A 21912-nucleotide genomic window follows, 5' to 3' on the forward strand; every position below is an offset into this window, starting at 1 on the left:
GCCTGCTAGGCGCGCCCCCGGTCACGGCGTGGCGCGCCCCCGGTTACGTCGGTTGCCGCGTCGGCCGCGGCCGGGCCGCCCCGCGCCCGGGCCGCCCGTGCTCCGCCCGTCCAGGCCGATCCACACGCGGACCTCGGTGCCGCCGAGCACCGAGCGGCCCAGCCGCACGTCGCCGCCGGTCGATTCCGCGACCCGGCGCACGATGTCCAGCCCGAGGCCGGTGGACCCGTCCCGGGCGCCGTCGTTGCCGCGGCGCAGGGCGGCGTCCGGGTCGGAGATGCCGGGTCCCGCGTCCGAGACGAGCACGATCACGGCGTCGCCCGCGTCGTGGACGTCGACCGCGAAGGGGGTGCCCTCGGGGGTGTGCCGGAAGACGTTGCCGAGCATGGCGTCGAGGGCGGCGGCGAGTTCGGGCCGGGCCACGGGGATCCGTACCGCACGGTCCACCCCGGCGAGCCGCACCTCGCGGCCCTCGTCCTCCGCGAGCGCCGACCAGAAGCCCATGCGGTCGCGGATCACCTCGGAGGCGTCGCAGCCCGCTCCCGCCCCGACCAGGCCGGTGGCCGGGCGCTGTTCCCGGGCAGTCCGGATGATCGTGTCGACCTCGCGCTCCAGCTGTTCCACGGCCGCCCGGGTCTGGTCCGCGGCCGGACCGTCCCCGAGCGAGGCGGTGTTGAGCCGGAGCACCGTCAGCGGGGTGCGCAGCCGGTGCGACAGGTCCGCGGCCAGTTCCCGCTCGTTGGCGAGGAGCTCCACCACCTGGTCCGCCATCGCGTTGAACGCGACGGCGGCGGAGCGCAGTTCCTTCGGCCCGGCCTCGGGCACACGCGTCCCGAGCCGCCCCTCGCCCAGCTGGTGCGCGGCGTCCGCGAGCCGTTCGGCCGGCCGGACCAGCCGGGCGCCCAGCCGGTCGGCGACCGCGACCGAACCCACGATCAGGGCCAGTCCGACGCCCGCCAGCACCAGCCAGGCGGTGGCGACGCCATTGCTGACCTCGCTCTCCGGTACGAAGACCTCCACCACAGCGATGTCCCCGGACCCGAGCGCGGTCGGCTGGAGGAGCGCGGAGCCGCCGCCGGGCACCGTGGCCGTCGTGGCCCGCCCCATCCGCCGGGTCTCCGCGACCGCGCGCTCCCCGGCCCGGCCCTTGCCGATACTCACCGGCGGGCTGTCGCCGATCGCGGGCACGTGGACGGCCATCCGTCGGGCCGCGCCCATCTGCGTGGACTCCACGGCCTTGCTCAGCTGCGCCGGGTCGGTGGTGATCGACAGCGTGGGGCCGATGGTGGCGGCCTGCCGCTCGGCGTTGGAGAAGGCCCGGTCGCTCGCCATCTCCTGGACGACGAGCCCGAGCGGTACGGCGAAGGCCACGACCACCATCGCGGTGACCGCGAGGCACACCTTGACCAGGGCCCATCTCATCGCGGCATCACTGCGGTGGCTCCAGCTTCACGCCGACCCCGCGCAGGGTGTGCAGGTAGCGCGGCCGGGCCGCGGTCTCGCCGAGTTTGCGGCGCAGCCAGGACAGGTGGACGTCGATGGTCTGGTCGTCCCCGTAGGACTGCTGCCAGACCTCGGCGAGCAGTTCACGCCGGGCCACGACCACTCCGGGCCGCCCGGCGAGGAAGGCCAGCAGGTCGAACTCCCGGCGGGTGAGGTCCAGTACCGCCCCGTCGAGTTCGGCCTGGCGGCGCAGCGGGTCGATGGCGAGGCCTCCGACGCGTAGGACCCGCGAGGGCGGCTCGGTCCCGGCGGCGGCCCGCGCCCGGCGCAGGACCGCGGCCATCCGGGCGGAGAGGTGTTCGACGGAGAAGGGTTTGGTCAGGTAGTCGTCGGCGCCGTCGTTGAGCAGCCGGACGATCTCGGCCTCGTCGTCGCGCGCGGTGGCGATGATCACGGGCACGTCGGTGATGCCGCGCAGCATCTTCAGCGCCTCCGACCCGTCCAGGTCGGGCAGGCCGAGGTCGAGGATGACCACGTCGAAGCGGTGGTGGGCGACCTCGCGCAGCGCCTCCAGGGCCGTGCCGACGCTCCGCACGGTGTGCGAGGCCTCGGTCAGGTGTCGGATGAGGGCGGAACGTACGAACTGGTCGTCCTCGACCACGAGCACACTTGCCATGGGCCGCACCGTAGTCCATCCGGACGACTGCACGGGGTGTCGGGCCGCTCTTGTGGCACGTGGTGCAGTATGTGCACTGATGCGAAGAGGACTTGTGCATGCCGCGGCATGGATGCTCGCGACCGGGGCGGCGGTGACGCTGTGCTGGTGGGGCGTCCACACCGTCATGTCGGGCACGGCCTACGACCGGCCGCTCGCGGTGCCGCTGACCGGGCAGCCGCTGTCCTCCTCGACCCGGCGGGCACAGCCCGAGGAGTCCCCGTCGGGGACCCCGTCCGGCGCGCCGTCCCAGTCGCCCGGCCCGACCGCGTCGCCGTCCGCCGGTTCCTCCGCCGACAAGCCGTCGCAGAAGCCCGCGGCCTCCCCGGGCGGAGGGCAGCAGGAGGGCGGCCGGAGCGCGGGGGAGGTGCGGGCCTATCCGGTCTCCGGCGGCCGGGTCACCTTCTCCCTGGGCGCCTCCTCGGCCGAGCTGGTCTCGGCGACACCGGCGGCCGGCTGGCGCATGCAGGTGTGGAAGCAGGACTTCTGGATCCGGGTCACCTTCACCCGGGACGGCCGGGAGGTGTCGGTCTTCTGCACCTGGCACGACCACCCGCCGATGGTGGAGATCGTCGACCCCTGAGCCGGGGCGCCGGTGGACGGCGCGCAGGGCCGGACCGGCAGGGGCCGGCCCTTTGCGAGGATCAGGCGGGGACCGTACCCACCAGCACGAACTCGTTGTACGGGAAGACCTTGCCCATCAGGCGGGGGAAGGGGAAGGAGTACGTCCGTCGGACCGCCACCCCGGCCTTCGCGGCGTGGCTGCGCAGCTCCTCGAAGCCCACCCAGCGGATGTGGGTGGCATCGGAGCGGAAGCCGACCTCCTGCGGGGTGATCATGACGGCCGAGCCGCCCGGCCTGACCAGCGGGAGGTACTGCTCCAGCAGGCTCGCCGCCGTCCCCTCCTCGACGTGCTCCAGCACGTGCGCGACCAGCAGGCTGTCGAAGGACCCGGGACCGCAGTCGGGGGCCTCGGCCAGGCCGTCCGGGGTGTAGGCGTTCAGCCCGCGCTCACGGCAGGTCCGCACCGAGTGCGGGTTGTGGTCCACGCCGACGCTGTCGGGTCCGCAGTTGAGCAGGTTGCGCCCCAGCCCGCAGCCGACGTCGAGCACCCGGCCCAGCCGGAGCCGCTGGAGGTGCCACCGGTAGGGGGCCTGCGTGGGCAGCAGCCGCTTGAGCCCGGACCGCTCCAGACGGGCGAGTCTGCGCGTGTAGTCGGAGCTTGCGGTACTGGGCGTGCTCGGGGTCGGAGCACCGGATGAAGCGGGGAGATCGGGCATCGTCGGCCGTTTCCTGAGCGCGTCACATGGAGGACAGACCGGATGGTGTTCACAGGCCGCGCCGTGCGAACGACCGCCGGAAGGGGAAGGGGAAGGGGAAGCGGAAAGGTGAGGCGGAAAGGGAAGGGAAGGGAAACTGAAGCTGGATCCGGAACGGGAACTGAACCTGATCCTCTTCCAGGAGTCCCGCCCGCACAAGGGGGTTGCCCTCTTCCCTAGCGGAAGACGGAGGGCGGAGGCTGCGGGGAGGCCACCGCGGAGGCGTCCCCGACCGGGGCCGCGCCGCCGGCGAAGTCCGCCAGTGCCCGGCCGTACTCGACCCGGCCCGGATGCGGGTCGCCCGCGACGCGCCGGGTGAACTCCGCGACGGGCAGCTCCCGGTCGGCAGCCACCAGCACGGCGTTGCCGAAGCGCTTCCCCCGCCACACCACCGGGTCCGCGGCCAGCGCCAGCTCGGTGAACCGGGACGCCGCCGTCGCGATCTGGCCGCGCAGGTGGGTCAGCGGCGGCCCGTCCGCGAGGTTCGCCACGTACCACCCGGTGGGCGCCAGGGCCCGGCGTACGTCGTCCAGGAACTCGGCGCTCGTCAGATGCGCCGGGGTGCGCGCCCCGCTGAACACGTCCGCGATCACCAGGTCCGCCCAGCCGTCCGGCACCTTCGCCAGGCCGGCCCGGGCGTCCACCGCCCGGACCCGGACCCGCGCCTGCGGATCCAGTGGCAGGTGCTCCCGTACGAAGGCCACCAGGGCGGAGTCGATCTCCACGACCTGCTGGGCGGAGCGGGGGCGGGACGCCGCGGTGTAGCGGGCGAGGGTGAAGGCGCCGCCGCCCAGGTGCACGACGTTCAGCGGCCGGCGGGCGGGCGCGGCGAGGTCGATGAGGTGGCCGATCCGCCGCTGGTAGGAGAAGTCCAGGTACCCGGGATCGTCCAGATCGACGTGCGACTGCGGGGCACCGTCGATCAGCAGGGTCCAGGCGGCTGTGCGCTCCCGGTCCGGCTCCAGCTCCGCCCGGCCGCCGTCCACCTGCCCGACGACCGTCTCGGCGCCGCCGCGCCCCCGCTGCCTGCCCTTGTTCCTGTCCTTGCCTGCCACCACCCCATTGTGCGCGGCGGCCCGGCGAGAGGGGTCAGCGGCAGTTGTCCGCGGCCTCGATCAGCCGGGCCGCCTCGCCGAGCGCCGCGCGCAACACCTCGGGGTCGGTGACCGGCCCGACCGCCTCCGGCGGGAGCAGCCAGCCCGTGGCGCCCGCGGTGGGCGAGACGGCGTCGCCGAAACGCATCCCCCGCCCGTCGGACTGCGTACAGGCGCTGCCCGGCAGGTCCCAGGCGTCGGCGGTGCCGGGCGGGACGAGGAAGCCGAGGGTGTTGCCGGACCCGTCGTGCAGGACGGGTCCCACCGGGCCGGAGCGGCCGGCGGACCGGCGGATGATGTCCACCGCCTCCAGGCCTTGCCGCGTGGGCACGGTCACCAGGTCCAGGTCCGGGACCCCCACAGGCCCGGGCGCGGTGTTCGTTCCAGTGCTCTCCATGCCGGCCTCCACCAAGGGGAACCCCTCCTCGATCCGCATCCGCATGGGTTCAACGCGCGGGAACGTCAACGGGTGCGGCACCAAGACGCTGCAAAGGATGGCAGTTCATGGCAGATCACGGGTGAGATATCCGTTTTGTAGCTAAACATCGTGTGAACACCCCGTCACTGGCGGTACGTTCAAGCGCGCCGGGCCCCACGGCACCAGCCACCGCACCGGCGCTGCGTTCCTTGCCAGAGAGGTCACGTCCATGGCGGCGTTCCCCCACTCACCCAACTCCACGTTCCGGCGGCTGCGCGGCAGCACTCCCCTGCCGAGTTCGCGGCCCTGGTACGGCGGGCGGCGAAGGAGATCGGAGAAACGGTTTCCTGCGACGCGCGCTACATCGGCCGGGTCGAGTCCGGCGAGATCCGCTGTCCCAACTACGCCTACGAGCGGGTCTTCCTCCACATGTACCCCGGCCGGACCCTGGCCGACCTGGGCTTCTCCCCCCGCGAGAGCGTCCGCGGGCGCTCTGCGCACCGCGGCCCCCACCCGGTCCCCGTCCCCATCCCCCCTTCCCCTTCCCCTTCCCCTTCCCCTTCCAGTGCCAAGGAGAGCGACGTGCTGCGTCGCGCGTTCATGGCGGGCGGCTCCGCGACCGTGGCGGCCGCGACGCTCGGCATCACCCTGCTCGGCGACTCCCGCCGGCCGCCCGCCCGCGCCGGCGAGTCCGAGGCCGCCGCCGTCGAGGACGCCGTACGCCGGATCCGACTGTTGGACGACCGGCACGGGGCGGACGCCCTGTACCGCAAGGCGTCCGAGCCGCTGCGCACCGCCTACGCCCTCCTCGACGCCGGGGCGACGCGGCAGTCCACCGAGGACAGGCTGCACGCGGGCGCCGGTGAACTGGCCGTCTCGGTCGGCTGGCTGGCCCATGACTCGGGCCGCTTCGACGACGCCCGCTCGCACTACGCGGAGGCCCTGGCCACGGCCCGGGTGGCGCGGGACGCGGGCCTGGAGGCGCACGCCTTCAGCAACATGTCCTTCCTGGCCCGGGACACCGGCCGCGCGCGCGAGGCGGTACGGGCGGCCCAGGCGGGCCGGCGGGCCGCGTCCGGCCTCGGCTCGCCCCGGCTGCTGTCGCTGCTCGCGCTGCGGGAGGCGGGCGGATGGGCGGGACTCGACGACCGCAGGGCCTGCGAGGAGTCGCTGGCGCGGGCGCACCGGGAGTTCTCCCGGGGGCCCGCGGAGGCCGACCCCGAGTGGATGTCCTTCTTCGGTGAGGCGGAACTGGAGTCGCTGGAGGCGCGGTGCTGGTCGGCACTCGGGGAACACGCCCGCGCGGCGCGGCACGCGCGGCGGGCGGCCGACCTCCAGGATCCGCACTTCGCCCGGAACGTCGCCCTCTACACCGCCGAGCTGACCGGCGACCTGGCGCGGGCGGACGCCCCCGACGAGGCCGCGTGGGCGGGCGGCCGGGTGCTGGACCTCCTCGCCGAGGTCCAGTCGACGCGGGTCCGCTCGATGCTGGCGCGGACGGCCACGGCCCTGGTCCCCCACCAACGCTCCCCCCGCGTGGGCGCGTTCCTGGCCCGCCACGCTTCCGCGTAGGCCGGCCCGGTCCGCGGAGCCGGTGCTAGACGTCCAGGTGGCCCGTGTCGTTCCAGCGTTCCAGCGCGGGCGCGCCGTAGGCCCAGCCGAGGACCGACAGGGACGTCGGCTCAAGGCGGATCCGGGCGCCGAAGGAGGCGTCGAAGCCCAGCCAGCGCGCGGCCAGGGTGCGCAGGATGTGCCCGTGGGCGAAGACGAGAACGTCCCGCTCCGCCGAGCGCGCCCACGCCACGACCTCGTCCGCGCGCGCCGAGACGTCCGCGACGGACTCGCCGCCGGGGACGCCGTCGCGCCAGATCAGCCAGCCCGGCCGGACCGCCTGTATCTCCGACGGCGTCATGCCCTCGTAGTCGCCGTAGTCCCACTCCAGCAGCGCGTCCCACGGCTCGGCCCGCGCGCCGAAGCCCGCCAGGTCGCAGCTCTCGCTCGCGCGGACCAGCGGGCTGGTGCGCACCTGCAGGCCGGGCAGGCCCCGCCACGGGTCGCGGGCCAGGCGTTCGCCGAGCAGCTTCGCGCCCTGCCTGCCCTCCTCCAGCAGCGGCACGTCCGTGCGCCCGGTGTGCTTGCCGAGCTGGGACCACGCCGTCTGGCCGTGCCGGGCCAGCAGGATGCGGGGGGCCATGAGAATCTCCCGGTCGGTGCGTTTCCTCGTCCGTCCATCATCCATCACGCCCCCGACCTGCTCTCCCACCGGCCCTTTTCCCGGCTCCGCACACGATTGTCAGTGGCGGATGGGAGACTTCCGCGGTGAGCTCCTACCCGCCCAGCAGCCCCGCGCAGCCGACCACGCTGCGGCAGCGGCTCGCCGGCCTGCGAGGCCCCGCCGTACCACCCCGCCCGCTCGACGCCCGGGCGCTCGCGGCCCTCGCCGCCAACCCCGGCTGCGGCAGACGCGCCCTGCTCGACGGCGCCGGCGTGGACAAGAACGCCCTCGCCACGGCCCTGGGCTCGCCCGCCGCCTTCGGCCAGTCGCAGTTCGCCATCATCCGCGGCAACTCCTTCGAGGCGAAGGTCAAGGGGGACGGCGGGGCCGAGCTGCTGCGGCTGGTGCACGCGCACCTGGACGCGTCCGCCGAGCCTCCCGGCGCCGGCGCCCTCGTCCCCGACCTGACGGCCGCCGGGCCCGAGGGCCGCGCCGCCCGGACCGCCCTGGCCCTGCGCGAGGCCACCTCGGCGAAGGACTGGACCCTGCTGGACCACCCGATGCTGGCCCTGGAGGTGGCCGGCACCCCGGCGTACCTGGAGCCGGACGCCGTCGTGGTGCACCCCGACGGCCGCTGGACCGTGGTGGAGATCAAGTCGTTCCCGATGATCGACGCGGCCGCGGACACCGCGAAGGTGGGCGCGGCGGCCCGCCAGGCCGCCGTCTACGTCCTGGCCCTGGAGCGGATCGCCGGGAAGCTGGCCGGTGCCGAGGTCGGCCACAGCGTGCTGCTGGTCTGCCCGAAGGACTTCTCCAACCTGCCCACCGCCGCTCCCGTCGACATCCGCCGCGAGCGCTCCGTGACCCGCCGCCAGCTGGACCGGCTGACCCGGGTCGACGAGCTGGCCGCCGCACTGCCCGAGGGGCTCAGTTTCGACCCGGAGCGGCCCGCCGAGGAGCTGGCCGAGGCGGTGTCGGCGGTGGACGCCGCCTACGCGCCCGAGTGCCTGGCCGCCTGCGAGCTGGCGTTCCACTGCCGGGAGCGGGCCCGCGCCGCCGGCGAGGTGACGGCCCTGGGCCGTTCCGTACGGGGCGAGCTGGGCGCGCTGACCACCGTCGAGGAGGCCCTTGCGGCCGCCGCCGGCGCCGGCTGCACCGAGGACCCCACCGCCGCCGCCCTGCACCGCGCGGCCACGCTGCGCGCCGAGGCGCTGGAACGGTCCGCCGCCCTGCCCCGCCCGCACGTCCCGGAGAGCCCAGAATGCCCCTGCTGAGCACCCTGGCCCGGCTGGAGGCCGTCCGCGCCGGCCGCGCGCAGCCGCTCGCGACCGTGCGCCACCGCCACCTGAGCGACAAGCCGTTGGTCTTCGTGCCGCTGACCACGGCCGGCGAGGCCGGAGCGCCGCTGGGCGCGATGGTCGGCACCGATCCGGACGAGCCTCGGGTCTTCGTGATACCCCAGCCCCGCGACCGGGACCTGCGCTGGGCGTTCCTCGCGGACCTCGCGGTCCACGTGCTGGCGCACATCGAGGCGTACGCCGACGACGTGGAGCCGGCCGAGCGGAGCGAGACCGACCCGGAGACGGGCAAGCGGGTGAAGGTCGAGACCGAGCTGTGCGTGGACGCCCCGCAGCTGATCGTGCCGAGCCGGGCGGGCATCGAGTACGTGCGGCTGCTCGGGCGGTCGATGCGCTTCAGGCGCACCGCCGAGGAGGATCCGGACCATCCCCATCCGGCGCCGTCGCGGGTGCCGCTGCTGGGCCGCTGGTTCACGCACCTGGGCGAGCGGGCCCGAGTGCCCGGATCCTCGATGCTGCTGTCGGCGACGGACCTGCTGTCCCGGCACTGGGCGACGGGCCAGAGCAATCTGGAGGACCAGCACCTGGGCGCACTCCTGGCCTGGATCGACCCGCCCGCGGGCGGGTCGGGTGCCGAGGCGGCCCTGCGCGCCGAGCTGGGCCGCGACGGGCACGGGCAGTTGCTGTGCCCGCCGGCCGGTCCGGCCACCGACCCGGCCTTCGACAACAAGCTGCTCGCGCCGGCCATCGCCCGCTACGACGCGGCGCGCGCGGCCCTGGCGGCAGGGCCCGGGGAGGACGACCGCGCGGTGCGCGAGGCCGAGCGCGCGGTGCGTCGGCTGGTCGTGGAGCAGATGTCGAGCACCTGGCGGGCCACCTGGACCGCGATCGGCCTGGCCCGCGCCCTGCCGCCGGGCGAGCGGGCGGAGGAGCGCTGGACGCGCGACCGCTGGTCGTACACCGGCCACCGGGACCGCGTACGGGCCGGCGAGCCGCCGCAGCCGCGCCGCGACGACGCGGTGACGGCGGCCCAGAAGCTGGCCACGCGGGAGACCGAGCAGGTGCGGCTGGACGCTCAGGAGGCGCTGGACGACCCCCTGGTCATGGCGGGCCGGCGGCTTGCAGGCGAGGCCTTCGAGGGCGAGGTCACCGAGGTCGTGATGGAGTGGACGGAGTCGAAGCGGCCCAGTCCGCGGCCGCTGGTGACGGTGTCCTCGCAGGACCGGCCGCAGCTCGCGGACGGCGGCGGTGCGACGGTGTACCGCGTGCTGGACGGGGACGGACGGTCGCAGAGCGCACGGTTCGTCCGTTTCGAAGAGGACGGGCAGGTGGTGCTGCGGCTCCTCGACAAGATGGGACGCGGCCGGGACCCGGAGCCGGGTTCCGTACCGGAGGAGGGGGACCGCGTGTGCTGGACGCTCTTCGAGCACGACGCGCGCGGCGGCCCGAAGCTCCCGGACCCGGAGCGGACGCCGTGGACCCACGGTGGTCCGCCGGGGTCCGGGGCCGCCCTCCACCTGCCCGACGCCGTCACCGAGGAGGACATCCTGTGACTCCCGTGTCCGCGCCCGCCGCCTTCGATCCGGGTGCGGCGGCCGCCCGGGCGACCGCCGCGATCCTGCACGACACCCTGCACGGGACCGAGCGGGGTGTCGTGGTCGACTCCCCGCCCGGCGCCGGGAAGTCCACGCTCGTCGTCCGGGCGTCCCGGGAGCTGGCCGCGGCCGGCCGCCGGCTGATGGTGGTGGCGCAGACGAACGCGCAGGTCGACGACCTGGTGCTGCGGCTGGCCGAGAAGGACCCGGAGTTGAAGGTCGGCCGGCTGCACAGCAGCGAGGGCGACTCCTACGACCCGGCGCTGCGGGAGCTGCCGTCGGTGACCCTCTCGGCCAGGCCGGGGGACCTCGCGGAACTACCGATCACCCTCTCCACGGCCGCGAAGTGGGCGTTCGTGAAGGACGTCGAGCCGTGGCAGCACGCGATCGTCGACGAGGCGTACCAGATGCGCTCCGACGCTCTGCTGGCCGTGGCCGGGCTGTTCGAGCGGGCGCTGTTCGTGGGCGACCCGGGGCAGCTGGACCCGTTCAGCGTGGTGGGCGCGGAGCAGTGGGCGGGGCTGTCCTACGACCCGTCGGCGTCTGCGGTGAGCACGCTGCTCGCGCACAACCCGCAGCTGCCGCAGCACCGGCTGCCGGTGTCCTGGCGGCTCCCGTCGACGGCGGCGCCGCTGGTCTCGCGCGCCTTCTACCCGTACACGCAGTTCCGCAGCGGTACGGGGCCGGGCGATCGGAAGCTCTCGTACGGGGTGCCCTCGGACGGGTCGGGCCCGGACCGGGTGCTGGACGAGGCCGCCGAGGCGGGCTGGGGCCTGCTGGAGCTGCCGGCGCGGCACACGCCGCGCACCGATCCGGAGGCGGTCGGCGCGGTGGCCCGGGTGGTGCGCCGGGTCCTGGACCGCGGGGCGGTGACCTCCGACGAGCAGTCCGCGGGGCCGGTGCCGCTGACGGCCGACCGGATCGCGGTCGGTACGGCACACCGCGACCAGGCGGCGGCGGTCCGTGCGGCGCTGGCCGCCCTCGGGGTCGGCGGGGTCACGGTGGACACGGCGAACCGGCTGCAGGGCCGCGAGTACGACCTCACCGTGGTGCTGCACCCGCTGTCGGGGCGCCCGGACGCGACCGCCTTCCATCTGGAGACGGGCCGGCTGTGCGTGCTGGCCTCCCGACACCGGCACGCCTGCGTGGTGGTGGCCCGGGCGGGCATAGCGGAGCTGCTGGACGACCATCCGTCGACCGAGCCGGTGCAGCTGGGCGTGACGATGAAGTTCCCGGACGGCTGGGAGGCCAACCACTCCGTCCTGGCGCACCTGGCGGAGCACCGGGTGTCCTGGCGGCCGTAGGGGGTCGGGGCGCTCCGCTTCAGCCCCCGGCCTTGCGGTGGGCGCCGAAGCGGCGCCGGAGCACTTCGCCCACCTCGGCCAGGGCCTGCAGCTGCTGCGGGGTCAGGACGTCGATCAGGTGGCGGCGCACCGATTCGACGTGGAGTGGTGCGGCGTCGGTGATCGCGGCCACCCCGGTGTCGGTGAGGACCACCTCCGCGCCGCGGCCGTCGGTCGCGACGTCCTCGCGGCGGACGAGGCCACGCTGTTCCATGCGGGTGAGCTGGTGGGAGAGCCGGCTGCGGGACCACTGCATCAGCTCGGCCAGTGCGCTGATGCGCATGCGGCGGCCGTCGGTGGAGCCGAGCACGGACAGCACGTCGTAGTCGGCTTCCGACAGCCCGCTGTCCTGGTTGAGGTCGCGCGCGATCTCCGCGTCGACCAGCGGGAACATCCGCCGCCAGGCGTACCAGGCGTCCTGCTCGGCCTCGGTGAGCCAGCGGGGCTCGGATGCGGGGGTCATGCATTCCACTGTAGCCAGATCGATGACACATCATCTACCTGGTTGACACGTCACTCATATAACGCTTTGATAGATGACACATCAACAACTCATCGACCGGGAGTCGCCCCCATGACCCGCCTGCACGTCGTCTCCGCCGCCACCCGCCCCACCTCCTCCGGCCGCCCGCTCGCCCAGTGGGTCACCGCCCAGGCCCGCGACCACGGCGGCTTCGAGGTCACCCCCGTCGACCTCGCCGAGATCGCACTGCCCTTCCTGGACGAGCCGGAGTACGCCTCCACCGGGAACTACGCCCACCAGCACACCCGCGACTGGAGCGCCCTGGTCGACTCCGCCGACGCCTTCCTCTTCGTCCTGCCGATGTACAACGGCGGCTTCACCGCGCCCTTCAAGAACGCCATCGACTTCCTCTACGAGGAGTGGAAGGGCAAGCCGGTCGGCATCGTCAGCTACAGCGCCGGCCCCACCGGCGGCGCCCCGGCCGCCGAGATGCTGCTCCCGATCCTGACCCGCCTCGGCATGCTGCCCGCCGAGCACTCCGTCGCGGTCCCGGGCATCCCCAAGCTGATCGGCGCCGAGGGCTTCGAGGCCCCCGAGGCCCTCTCCGGCGAGCTGGCAGCGGTACTGGCCGACGTGGCCGCCCTGGCGGCCGGGCGCGAGGCGGAGCTCACGGCCGAGGCCGTCACCGCCTGAGCGGACCGCCGGGCGGGGCGGGCGCGGGCCGCCAACGACTGACGGCCGATCACCTGATCGACTCCCCCGCCACGGGACCCGCCCGGCTACTCGCGCACCTCACCGGCCGTACGGGCGTTCCAACCCGTCGGCGCGCACCCTTGCGGGGCGCTGGACAATGGACGGTGGCCCGGAAGGATTTCGCACGCGCAGCAGGAGGACAGGAATGGCAGAGCCCGAGCGGACCGAGCGACGGCTGCGGCCGGCGCCGCTGCTCTTCGAACCCTCGGAGGCCGTGGCGGATCCGGAGCACTTCTTCGACCTGGAGTCGATCGAGGACCCGCGCGAACTGCTGGCCCGTGCGACCGAGCTGACGCTGGCCTTCCGGGCGGCGCAGGAGCGGGCGGTGGAGTTCCAGGCGCTGGCCGCCGCGCAGCTGGCGGACCCCCGGCGGTTCGACCGGCTCACCCCGGGAGCCATCGCCGAGCGGGCGGAGTGGACCGAGGACTACGCCCTCAAGATGATCGAGTTCGGCGAGACCCTGCAGCGCGGCCGCGCCGACCTGGCCTGACGGCGGCACGGCCGGCCGCCCGCGCGGCCGGACACCGCGCATCCGGCATATGCGGGGGCAATGTACCGCCTACCCGCCCGCCCCGTCCCGGCTTTCGGTAACTCCGCGGGTTCGACCCGCTACGGCAGGTAGACCTTGGCATATGACGACGCTGACGACGGCCCACGGATGCACCGCCCTCCACGCGCCCGGCGAGCGCCCGCGCACCACGCCCGCCCCGCACGTCACCGCGCAGGGGGCCGCCTGGCTTGCCTCGGCCTCCGCGCAGCCCCGCCGCACCCTCGCCCTGTGGCAGGCCCGGCCGGGGCTGCCGGCCACGCTGCCCTGCGGGCGCGCCTTCGACGTCGTCAACGTCCCGGTGCTGCTCGGGCGCCGCGTCCTGGACCTGCTCCGGGCCGAGGGGCCCGGCTCCGGCCCGGTCGCCGTGCACCGCGGTCGGATGCTGCTCTTCGCCACCCCCGGCACCGCACCCCGGCTGCCCGCCCTGCTGGCGTGGGAGGAGTGGGGGGCCTCACGCCGCGCCCCGGCGCCGCTGTGCCACGGCCGCGGCGACGCCGTCACCGTCCCGCCGCTCGCCTCCGGCCCCGGCGGGTCGCGCTGGCTCGCAGCCCCCGACGTCCGGGAACCCTGGCTCCCCGGGCCCGAGGCCCTGCTCTGGGCCTTCGTACGGGCGGCCCGCACCGCCGCACCGACGGGACCTGGGGATATCGATTTTTCGTTCCGCCGATCCTCCTGCTAATGTCTTCCTCGTCAGCAAGCGCCGCTAGCTCAGTTGGTTAGAGCAGCTGACTCTTAATCAGCGGGTCCGGGGTTCGAGTCCCTGGCGGCGCACAGACGGAAGAAGGCCCCCCACGCGCGTGGGGGGCCTTCTTCGTCATGTCGTGATCTTCACCGTGTACGCGCCGGACCTGGTGCGGTCGGCCACCTCGATGGTGATCCGCTCCCCCGGCACCGTGTACGTCTCGCCCACCTCCAGCGGGGCGTCGGCCAGCGGCGGGTAGACCGAACGGTCCCAGCACGCCTCTGTCTGCGGGTGCGCGTCCAGCACCTCGATGGGGCCGCCACCGGAGGCCGCTTCGTTGCGCACCCGGTAGACAAGGACGCCTTCGGTGCAGGTGCCGCCGTCGTTGCCGGACGAGCCCCGGGCCTCGACGGCGATCGCGCTGCCCGGCCCCGTCCGGATGACCGCGAGCCGGGTCCCGCCCGTGCCGCCGCTGGGCGGTGCCTGCCCGAGCGGCTGCAGGGTGTGCAGCGAGGAGCCCGACTGCACACAGTCCACCTGGGAGGCGTCCAGCCAGCCCAGCTTCCACTTGTGCCAGGCGAAGAGGTCCGGGGACATCCCGAACTGGCTGCCCATGACGTCCCAGTCGCCGACGTAGGTGTCCCAGTCGCCCTTGCCGTCGGTGGGGCGGTGGTAGAGGTCCGGCAGGTCGAAGACGTGGCCGGTCTCATGCGCGAGTACGTTGCGGTCCGGCGGGTGGCGCTCGAAGACGGTGACGATCCGGCGCAGCTCCGCACCGTCCGCGATGATCGGGCGGTCGAAGTTCACGACCTTCGTGGCGTCGGAGTCCACCCCGGGGGCGTCGGGGTCGGCGACGAAGTAGACGATGTCGTACTGGGCGAAGTCCACCCGGGGGTCGGCCGCGGCGACCGCATCGCGCAGGTAGGCGGCCCGGTCGCCGGGGGCCCAGTCACGCTTTATGCCGTACGCGGTGGACGGGAGCGGCATCTGGATCCACTCCTTCTGCGGGTGCGGGACCAGGCGGAACCGGCCGTAGGAGGCCTGCTCGAAGAAGTCGCTGGTGGCGGGGAAGTAGTCGCGGGTGAGCAGCTCGGGCGTCAGGGTGCCCCGGTGATCAGGGAAGGAGAGGAAGACCATCACCGCGTCGAGGGTGCGTTCGGGCTTGGGGTAGGAGCCGTTCCAGGAGTCCAGCCCCAGGGAGTGGTGCGCCGCCGTGCGGGTCAGGGCGCAGGGCCCGGCGCCGGAATCGGCCACCGCGGGACCCGCGACGAGCGACATGGCGGCGAGCGCCGTCAGGGAAGTGAGCGCCGCGGCGGTACTTCGGACGCGAGAGCGGTCCACTCCCCCGGGTGTCTGCTGTCGCGTCACATCGACCTCCGGTGGTGGATTCATTCCTGTTTAGCCACCTTGAGGCGATTGTCTTACTTATGCCCTGTTCCGCTGCCCCACACGAGTGAGCAGTACGGCAAGCCGGTGACCCCCGGACTTCACGCCACCACCTACAGAACGTCACGACCGATCACCAGAGATCAGGAGGGGGCGCGACCCGCTCAGAGCCGCACGGAATCGATCAGGCGGTCCCGGTCCGACGATCCGTCATCACGCCGAACCGCCGCGTCTCATCCGGTGACGCCGCTGGATAGGGCCTCCCGGCAGCCCCTATGATCGGCACACTTTCCTGCACGGACACTCACGAACACTGCGGGGCCAACGGTGAGCGGAACCTCAGAAGGAACCGGTTCGGCGGCCGACAGCATCCGATCGGCCACTACGGAGCGTCACCCATCAGTGCCGGTACTGCCGTCGGTTCCGTCGGCGTCTCATCGCGCCGAGTCCGAACTGCGCGACTACCGGGCCGCCTTCAACGCGGCGCACCTCCCCATGGCCGTCGTGGACCGCGAGGGCTACGTGGTGACGGCCAATCAGGCCTTTGCCTGCCTGCTGGGCAGCGAACCGCACCTGCTCGTCCACCGGTCCGCCGCCGACCTGGTGGACCTGGCCGCGGAGGCCCGCACCTGGGCCGCGTACCAGGAGGTCCTGCGCGGCCGCCAGGCCCGGCTGCGCTGCACCCGCCGCCTCAAGCACCCCGACGGGCACTCGCTGTGGACCGAGGTCACCCTGGGGCCCGTACCCGGCACCGGGAACGTCCTGCTGTCCGTCTCCGACATCAGCGACCGGCGCGACCTCCAGGCCCGGCTGCGGCACCTCCAGATGCACGACCCGGTCACGCGGCTGCCCAACCGGGCGCTGTTCTTCGAGCGGCTCTCCGCAGCCCTGGAGGCCTCCACGTACGACCACGGCGGCGGCACCGGCCGGATCGGCCTGTGCTACCTGGACCTCGACGGCTTCAAGGCCGTCAACGACACTCTCGGCCACCGCGTCGGCGACCGGCTGCTGACGGCCGTCGCCTCCCGCCTCACCCAGTGCGCGGACCAGTCCGGCTACGGGCGCACGGGCGGGCACCTGGTAGCACGGCTCGGCGGGGACGAGTTCGCCGTGCTCGTGGAGGACTCCACCGGCACCGAGCAGCTCGCGGACCTGGCGCGCAGCGTGTTGACGGCCGTGCAGGAGCCGTTCGACCTGGCCGGACAGCGGCTGTCGGTCTCCGCCTCCATCGGCGTGGTCGAGCGGGCCACGGACGGGACCTCGGTGACCGGGCTGATGCAGGCCGCCGACACGACCCTGTACTGGGCCAAGGCGGACGGCAAAGCCCGCTGGACCCTCTTCGACCCGGAGCGCAACGCGCACCGCATGACTCGGCAGGCGCTGTCCTCGACGCTCCGGCCGGCCGTGGAACGGGGCGAGTTCGCCCTGGAGTACCAGCCGCTGGTGGACCTGGAGAGCGGTGCGCTGCGCGGTGTCGAGGCCCTGGTGCGCTGGCGGCACCCGCAGTTCGGCACGCTGACGCCGAATCGGTTCATCGGCATCGCCGAGGAGGACGGTTCCATCGTCCAGTTGGGCCAGTGGGTCCTGCGGACGGCATGCCGGCAGGCACGCCGCTGGCAGATCGAACAGCCGAGCGACGCCCCGGTCTTCGTGTCCGTCAACGTCGCCGTGCGGCAGGTGTGGGACTCGGACCTGGTGGGCGACGTCGCGGAGATCCTGGCCGAGACGGGCCTGGCCCCACAGCTGCTCCAGCTGGAGCTGACCGAGTCGGCGGTGATGGGCTCGGCCGGACGGCCGCTCCAGGCGCTCCAGGCGCTGAGCGACATGGGGGTGCGCATCGCCATCGACGACTTCGGCACCGGCTACTCGAACCTGGCCTACCTCAGCCGGCTGCCGGTCTCGGTGCTGAAGCTGGACGGCTCCTTCGTACGCGGCTTCCGCTACGACGAGGGCGCGCACCCGAACCCGGCCGACGAGACCATCGTCGAAGCCCTGGTCCAGCTCGCCCACCGGCTGGGCCTCACGGTGACCGCGGAGTGCGTGGAGACGGCCGGGCAGGCGGCCCGGCTGCGCCGCGTGGGCTGCGACACCGGGCAGGGCTGGCTGTACTCCCGCGCGGTGACCCCGGATGTGATCGCCCGCATGATCGGGCGCCGGGTGGGGGCGGCGGCCCCCGCCCTGCCCGACGAGCCGGCCCAGCACCCCCTGGTCTGACGGGCAGCGTGACCGACCCGCTCCGAACGCGCCGGTGGGCCGGACCGTCCGAGGGCGGTCCGGCCTTCCTGCGGCTGCGTCAGCCGCTGATGGTCTTGTCGTAGCGCAGGGCGACGTAGCCGGACGCGGCGTGGCCGGCGATACGTCCGTCGCTGCCGCCGTTGAGGTAGTCCTGGCCACGCATCATGTCGTCGTTCGGGTTGGACTCGTGGATGTAGGAGAACTTTCCGGCACCCTTGTCGATCCACTTCTCGAAGAGCACCACGTGCCCGTCCGAGGTGTTCAGCGCGTCGCCGGGCTGCAGGTCGGACTTGGAGATGGTGGCGCTGACGCTCGGCAGGCTGGCGGTGGTGTAGCTGGTGGAGGCGTGCCAGGCCATCGAGATGAAGCCCGAGCAGTCGGTGCGGTAGGTGTGGTCGCCGTCCGGGTCGGAGGCGTACGCGCTCTGGCTGTAGGAGATGTCCCGGCCGAGCCAGTTCAGGGCGCGGCTCATGATCTCGCTACGGGCGATCTGGCCGCCCTGGGTGGAGGGGGTGGGGGTCGGCGGGGCCGGCGGACGGTAGGTGCAGTCGCCCGCGAAAGCGGAGAGCAGGGTCTGGGTCCAGCCGCTCGCGTCGACCGGGTCGCCGGGGTGGTAGGCGATGTCGTCGCCCTTGCCGTCGGTGGGGTCGGCGTCGTGGTACCAGTACATACCGCCGTTCGTCCGGCCGTAGTAGAGGCCGCCGCCGGGCGAGACCAGGCTGTCGACCGCCGACCAGCCGCTGCCCTTGAGCTCCGCGCTCTCCCAGTCCCCGACGCCGTTGATCTGGTAGGACAGCAGCCGCCCGTCGGCGGTGCTGGCGACGAGGACGTCGTCGCCGGCCGCGGCGAGGGTCTTCAGGACGAAGCCCTCGTCGATGACGACGTGCTTGGCGATGTGGGCGGGCCCGCTGGGCTTGGCCTGGGAAACGTTGTACCGGTGGAGCTGGCCGCCGACGGTGCCGTAGAGGTGGCCCGCGCCGTCGTAGGTCATCTTGTCGAAGGTCCAGCCGCTGTCCCAGATCTTCGTGACGCCGGCCAGGGCGAGGGCGTTGCCGTTGGTCTGGATGTCGACGCGGTACAGCTCGCCGGCCGTCGAGGTCACCAGGACGGTGTTGAAGTTGAGGGTGGCCATCGCCTTGGGGGTGAAGCCGAGGTCCGCGCCGATCAGCGTCTTCACGCGGTCCCCGGTGTTCGGGGATATCGCCGTGTAGGTGAGGCGGCCGTCCGGGAGGGTGCCGTACACGGACACGTCGCCGCCGCAGATGGCGGCGGCCTGGGCGGGCGCCGAGGACACGGTGACCAGGCCGAGGGTGGTGGCGCCGACGGCGAGGGTGGCGGCGAGGCGGCGCTTGAGGGACGTCGAGAGCATCGGTGTCTCCGGTTTTCGGGCAGCCCTGACGCACGCGCGTCGGGCCGGGGAGGTCGTGAGGTGGAGGGGTACGGCGCGGGCGCGGGAGGGGCCGCGGCTCAGTACCAGTTGTTGTTCTGGAAGTGGGTCCAGGCGCCGCAGGGCGTGCCGTACCGGCCGTCGATGTAGGACAGGCCCCACTTGATCTGCGTCACGGGGTTGGTGCGCCAGTCGTCGCCGAAGGCGTCCATCTTGGAGCCGGGCAGGGCCTGCGGGATGCCGTAGGCGGTGGAGTTCGGGTTGTCGGCCCAGTAACGCCAGCCGCTCTCCTTGTCCCAGAGCTGCTCCAGGCAGTTCCACTGGGCGGAGCTGTTCCAGGCGCCGCCGTCGTGCTTGTTCATCAGGTCGCGTCCGGCCGCCTTCACCGCGGGGATGTCCCGGCCGTCGAGGGGGTCCGCGGTGGTGGTACAGCTGAAGGTCGCCGGCTGGGCAGAGAGCAACTGTTGCGTCCAGCCGCCCGTGTTGACGGGCGTCTCGTTGTGGTAGGCGATGTCGGCGCCGGAGCCGTCGGCCGGATTGGCGTCCTTGTACCAGTACATGGCGCCGGTGCTGGCGATCCGGCCGTAGTAGAGGCCGCCGCCGGGTGAGACGACCTGGTCGAAGGCCGACCAGCCCGAGGCCTTGAGGTCGTCGCGATCCCAGCTGCCATCGCTGTTGATCGTGTACGAGTAGAGGGCGCCGGCCGCGGTGGTGGCCAGGAGCCGGTCGTCCCCGGCGGCGGTGAGGGTCTTCAGGACGAAGCCGCTGCCGATCTCCTTGCGCTGCCCGATGTGCGCCGAGCCGGTCGGCTTGGGCTGCGAGACCAGGTACTGGATCAGCAGGCCCCCGGCCGTCCCGTAGAGGTGGCCGTGGCCGTCGTAGGTGAGCTTGTCGTGGGTCCAGCCGCTGTCGAAGAGCTTGACGGGCGGGCGTTCCAGGACGAGGGAGGTGTTGTTGGTGAGCACGTCGAGGCGGTAGAGGGCGCCGGCCGTAGACGTGACGAGGATCGTGTTGAAGTTCAGGGTGGCCATCGTCCTGGGCTCGAAGCCCAGGACGGCGCCGACCAGCACCTTCTTCAGGTCGCCGGTGGCGGGTGTGATGGTGCTGAAGGTGAGCCGGCCGTCGGGGAGGACACCGTAGAGGGAGGCGGTCCCGCTGCAGGTGGTCGCGGCGGTCGCCGCAGGGGCGGCGGCGACGGCCGCGGCGGTGAGCAGTCCGGCTCCGAGGGCGCCGGACAGGGCGGCGACCGCGGTCGTGCGGGCGGCCCGGCGGAGGGTGGTGTTCACGGTGTTCCTTCGTGGGAGGGCGTCAGCGACGCGGCTCGGCGGTGCGGTAGCCGTGGGCGCGCAGGGGAGCTCGGACGCCGTCGAGAAGCGCGCGGGCCTGGTCCAGCGCGGCGGTCTCGGAGACGGCCCGCAGGAAGAGGTAGAGGTCGACGCCTCGGCCGGCCGGCTTGGCCCGTACGTGTTCGAGCCCGTGGGCGGCCTCGGCGTGGGCCCAGATCAGGTCGGAGAGGAGCGCGAGCGCGTCGGGGTGGCCGGGGTCCTGGCGCGGGCCCGAGAGGGCGGCCCGGACGATGCGCACGTCGGCTAGTCCCAGTTGATGCTGCCGTCGGCGTCCGCCGGGAGCGCGTCCCCGTTGATGCTGGCGCTGATGTGGGCGCCTTCGGCGGGGGCGGGCGCCACAGTGGCGGTGACGGCGGCGGCGCAGAGGGCGGCGAGGGCGGCGGCGACAGCGGCGAAGCGGCGGGCGGTGCGGGACATGGTTTCCCCTGAGGTCGAATGCTGGTGGTGGTCCGTGCGGTGCGGTGTGCTGCTGCGCGCTGTCCGGTTCGTCCGTGGGCTCTGGCCTGAGCCGGGGGCTTCCGCCCCCGCCGTTCCGGTGATCACCATGGTGCTGCGCCCGCGACCCGCGCAGAAGGGTTTCCGGCTGGCACCAAAGGGCCTGGCACCTTGGTGCCAGGTTTCGCCTACGATCACCGCTGACGGCACCGGTGTGGATGCCGAAGTTACGCTGGGGGGCGGGGACTTGCTGCAGACATTGGGGCTCGGAGCCGAGGTGGAGGCCGTGTACCGGGGGATGCTGGCCGACCCCTCCGGAGGGGTCGCCGAGCTGGCCGCACGCCTCGACCTCACCGAGACGCAGGTCCGCGAGGGCCTGGACCGGCTGGTCGACCTGGACCTGCTCAGACCGTCCCGGGACAGCCCCGGCGCACTGCGGGCGGTCCGCCCGGAACTGGGCCTGGAACTGCTGCTGCGCCGCCAGGAGGAGGAACTGGCCCGGCAGCAAGAGGAACTGGCCCGCAGCAAGGCCGCGGCGGCCCAGGTGGTTTCCGAGTTCGCGGAACTGCGCCCGAACACCGAGGTCGACGGCGCGGAACGCCTGGTGGGCATGGACGCCATCCAGAGCCGGCTGGAGGAGCTCGCCCACGGGCTGGAGCGCGAGTGCCTGGCGATCCTGCCGGGCGGCGCCCTGTCCGAGGCCAGCCTGGAGTCCTCCCGGCCGCTCGACGAGCGGGCGCTGGCCCGGGGCATCGAGATGCGGTCCGTCTACCAGGACAGCGCCCGCAACGACCCGACGACCCTGTCCTACGCCCGCTGGCTCACGGAACAGGGCGGCCAGGTGCGCACGAGCCCGCTGCTCCCACCCCGCCTGCTGGTCTTCGACCGCACCGTGGCCGTCGTCCCCATCGATCCGGCGAACTCACGGCTGGGCGCACTGTGCACCAGCGCCCCGGGGATCGTGGCCTCCCTGGTCACCCTGTTCGAGCAGACGTGGCAGGCCGCCGTACCGCTGGGCGCGGACCGCTGCCGTACGGGCGACTCCCGCCCGAGCGCGGCCGAGCTGGAACTGCTGAAGCTGCTGGCCTCCGGCCTGACGGACGAGGCCGCGGGCAAACGGCTCGGGGTGTCGCTGCGGACCGTACGGCGGCAGATGTCTGCGCTGATGGAACGCCTCCACGCCACGAGCCGCTTCGAGGCGGGCCTCAAGGCGGCTCAGCAGGGCTGGCTCTAAG

21 protein-coding genes, 1 tRNA gene and 1 pseudogene are annotated in these 21912 nt (G+C 73.6%); 11 read left to right on the plus strand and 12 right to left on the minus strand.

What is annotated here, in order from left to right; translation table 11 throughout:
- Positions 1-21: 21 nt before the first annotated feature.
- Positions 22-1422: a sensor histidine kinase gene (locus R4Z63_RS11295; RefSeq protein WP_384445972.1), complete on the minus strand. Its 1401-nt coding sequence runs from the start codon at positions 1420-1422 to the stop codon at positions 22-24.
- Positions 1423-1429: 7 nt separating this feature from the next.
- Positions 1430-2119 (minus strand): response regulator transcription factor, encoded by a 690-nt coding sequence (locus R4Z63_RS11300; RefSeq protein WP_384445973.1) that lies wholly within the window; start codon positions 2117-2119, stop codon positions 1430-1432.
- 79 nt (positions 2120-2198) lie between these two features.
- Between R4Z63_RS11300 and R4Z63_RS11305 the strand changes: the two genes are divergently transcribed.
- Positions 2199-2741 carry a hypothetical protein gene (locus tag R4Z63_RS11305; RefSeq protein ID WP_384445974.1) on the plus strand — a complete coding sequence of 181 codons (543 nt, stop codon included), beginning with the start codon at positions 2199-2201 and terminating at the stop codon, positions 2739-2741.
- Positions 2742-2802: 61 nt separating this feature from the next.
- Here R4Z63_RS11305 and R4Z63_RS11310 read toward each other — a convergent pair whose 3' ends face one another.
- From R4Z63_RS11310 to R4Z63_RS11320, 3 genes are all read right to left on the minus strand, one after another.
- Positions 2803-3438 (minus strand): class I SAM-dependent methyltransferase, encoded by a 636-nt coding sequence (locus R4Z63_RS11310; protein WP_037923465.1) that lies wholly within the window; start codon positions 3436-3438, stop codon positions 2803-2805.
- Between the two features lie 215 nt (positions 3439-3653).
- Positions 3654-4532, minus strand: a complete 879-nt coding sequence (locus R4Z63_RS11315) for a spermidine synthase (RefSeq protein WP_384445975.1) — start codon at positions 4530-4532, stop codon at positions 3654-3656.
- 34 nt (positions 4533-4566) lie between these two features.
- Positions 4567-4968, minus strand: coding sequence for a hypothetical protein (locus R4Z63_RS11320; protein ID WP_384445976.1), 402 nt, complete (start codon positions 4966-4968; stop codon positions 4567-4569).
- A 327-nt stretch (positions 4969-5295) separates the two neighbouring features.
- Here R4Z63_RS11320 and R4Z63_RS11325 point away from each other — a divergent pair, with 327 nt between their 5' ends.
- Positions 5296-6561 (plus strand): NsdA family TPR-like regulatory protein, encoded by a 1266-nt coding sequence (locus R4Z63_RS11325; RefSeq protein WP_491522630.1) that lies wholly within the window; start codon positions 5296-5298, stop codon positions 6559-6561.
- Positions 6562-6586: 25 nt separating this feature from the next.
- On the opposite strand, the gene R4Z63_RS11330 is transcribed toward R4Z63_RS11325, so the two are convergent.
- On the minus strand, positions 6587-7183 hold the full coding sequence (locus R4Z63_RS11330; protein ID WP_037923460.1) for a histidine phosphatase family protein: 597 nt from the start codon (positions 7181-7183) through the stop codon (positions 6587-6589).
- A gap of 125 nt (positions 7184-7308) precedes the next feature.
- On the opposite strand from R4Z63_RS11330, the gene R4Z63_RS11335 reads away from it, so the two are divergent.
- The 3 genes from R4Z63_RS11335 to R4Z63_RS11345 are packed head-to-tail and all read left to right on the plus strand — an operon-like array spanning position 7309 to position 11401.
- Positions 7309-8478, plus strand: coding sequence for a hypothetical protein (locus R4Z63_RS11335; RefSeq protein WP_384445978.1), 1170 nt, complete (start codon positions 7309-7311; stop codon positions 8476-8478).
- Positions 8466-10055 carry a hypothetical protein gene (locus R4Z63_RS11340; protein WP_037923455.1) on the plus strand — a complete coding sequence of 530 codons (1590 nt, stop codon included), beginning with the start codon at positions 8466-8468 and terminating at the stop codon, positions 10053-10055. Before R4Z63_RS11335 ends, R4Z63_RS11340 begins: the two co-directional genes overlap by 13 nt.
- Positions 10052-11401: an AAA domain-containing protein gene (locus R4Z63_RS11345; RefSeq protein ID WP_384445979.1), complete on the plus strand. Its 1350-nt coding sequence runs from the start codon at positions 10052-10054 to the stop codon at positions 11399-11401. The genes R4Z63_RS11340 and R4Z63_RS11345 overlap by 4 nt, the downstream gene beginning before the upstream one ends.
- 19 nt (positions 11402-11420) lie before the next feature.
- Here the strand turns inward: R4Z63_RS11345 and R4Z63_RS11350 are convergent, their stop codons facing one another.
- A complete protein-coding gene (locus tag R4Z63_RS11350) occupies positions 11421-11903 on the minus strand; it encodes a MarR family winged helix-turn-helix transcriptional regulator (RefSeq protein ID WP_037923453.1) in 483 nt (160 codons plus the stop codon).
- Positions 11904-12014: 111 nt separating this feature from the next.
- On the opposite strand from R4Z63_RS11350, the gene R4Z63_RS11355 reads away from it, so the two are divergent.
- From R4Z63_RS11355 to R4Z63_RS11370, 4 genes and pseudogenes are all read left to right on the plus strand, one after another.
- Positions 12015-12596 (plus strand): NADPH-dependent FMN reductase, encoded by a 582-nt coding sequence (locus R4Z63_RS11355; protein WP_037923450.1) that lies wholly within the window; start codon positions 12015-12017, stop codon positions 12594-12596.
- A gap of 205 nt (positions 12597-12801) precedes the next feature.
- Positions 12802-13146 carry a DUF8844 domain-containing protein gene (locus R4Z63_RS11360; protein ID WP_031145303.1) on the plus strand — a complete coding sequence of 115 codons (345 nt, stop codon included), beginning with the start codon at positions 12802-12804 and terminating at the stop codon, positions 13144-13146.
- 142 nt (positions 13147-13288) lie between these two features.
- Positions 13289-13913, plus strand: a pseudogene (locus R4Z63_RS11365) (bifunctional DNA primase/polymerase).
- Positions 13904-13977, plus strand: a tRNA-Lys gene (locus R4Z63_RS11370). Before R4Z63_RS11365 ends, R4Z63_RS11370 begins: the two are co-directional and overlap by 10 nt.
- A gap of 43 nt (positions 13978-14020) precedes the next feature.
- On the opposite strand, the gene R4Z63_RS11375 is transcribed toward R4Z63_RS11370, so the two are convergent.
- Positions 14021-15280, minus strand: coding sequence for a M6 family metalloprotease domain-containing protein (locus tag R4Z63_RS11375; RefSeq protein ID WP_384446070.1), 1260 nt, complete (start codon positions 15278-15280; stop codon positions 14021-14023).
- A gap of 321 nt (positions 15281-15601) precedes the next feature.
- On the opposite strand from R4Z63_RS11375, the gene R4Z63_RS11380 reads away from it, so the two are divergent.
- Positions 15602-17488: a putative bifunctional diguanylate cyclase/phosphodiesterase gene (locus tag R4Z63_RS11380; RefSeq protein WP_384446072.1), complete on the plus strand. Its 1887-nt coding sequence runs from the start codon at positions 15602-15604 to the stop codon at positions 17486-17488.
- Positions 17489-17567: 79 nt separating this feature from the next.
- Here R4Z63_RS11380 and R4Z63_RS11385 read toward each other — a convergent pair whose 3' ends face one another.
- From R4Z63_RS11385 to R4Z63_RS11400, 4 genes are all read right to left on the minus strand, one after another.
- Entirely contained in the window at positions 17568-18878 is a 1311-nt protein-coding gene (locus R4Z63_RS11385; RefSeq protein ID WP_384446074.1) for an NlpC/P60 family protein, read from the minus strand.
- Between the two features lie 98 nt (positions 18879-18976).
- Positions 18977-20182, minus strand: a complete 1206-nt coding sequence (locus tag R4Z63_RS11390) for an aggregation-promoting factor C-terminal-like domain-containing protein (protein WP_384446076.1) — start codon at positions 20180-20182, stop codon at positions 18977-18979.
- A 22-nt stretch (positions 20183-20204) separates the two neighbouring features.
- Positions 20205-20480, minus strand: a complete 276-nt coding sequence (locus R4Z63_RS11395) for a hypothetical protein (RefSeq protein ID WP_384446078.1) — start codon at positions 20478-20480, stop codon at positions 20205-20207.
- 5 nt (positions 20481-20485) lie between these two features.
- Positions 20486-20659, minus strand: a complete 174-nt coding sequence (locus R4Z63_RS11400) for a hypothetical protein (RefSeq protein WP_384446080.1) — start codon at positions 20657-20659, stop codon at positions 20486-20488.
- Between the two features lie 265 nt (positions 20660-20924).
- Here R4Z63_RS11400 and R4Z63_RS11405 point away from each other — a divergent pair, with 265 nt between their 5' ends.
- Positions 20925-21911 carry a LuxR C-terminal-related transcriptional regulator gene (locus R4Z63_RS11405; protein WP_384446082.1) on the plus strand — a complete coding sequence of 329 codons (987 nt, stop codon included), beginning with the start codon at positions 20925-20927 and terminating at the stop codon, positions 21909-21911.
- Position 21912 lies beyond the last annotated feature (1 nt).

The sequence above is a fragment of the Streptomyces sp. PL-29 genome, from assembly GCF_058344425.1.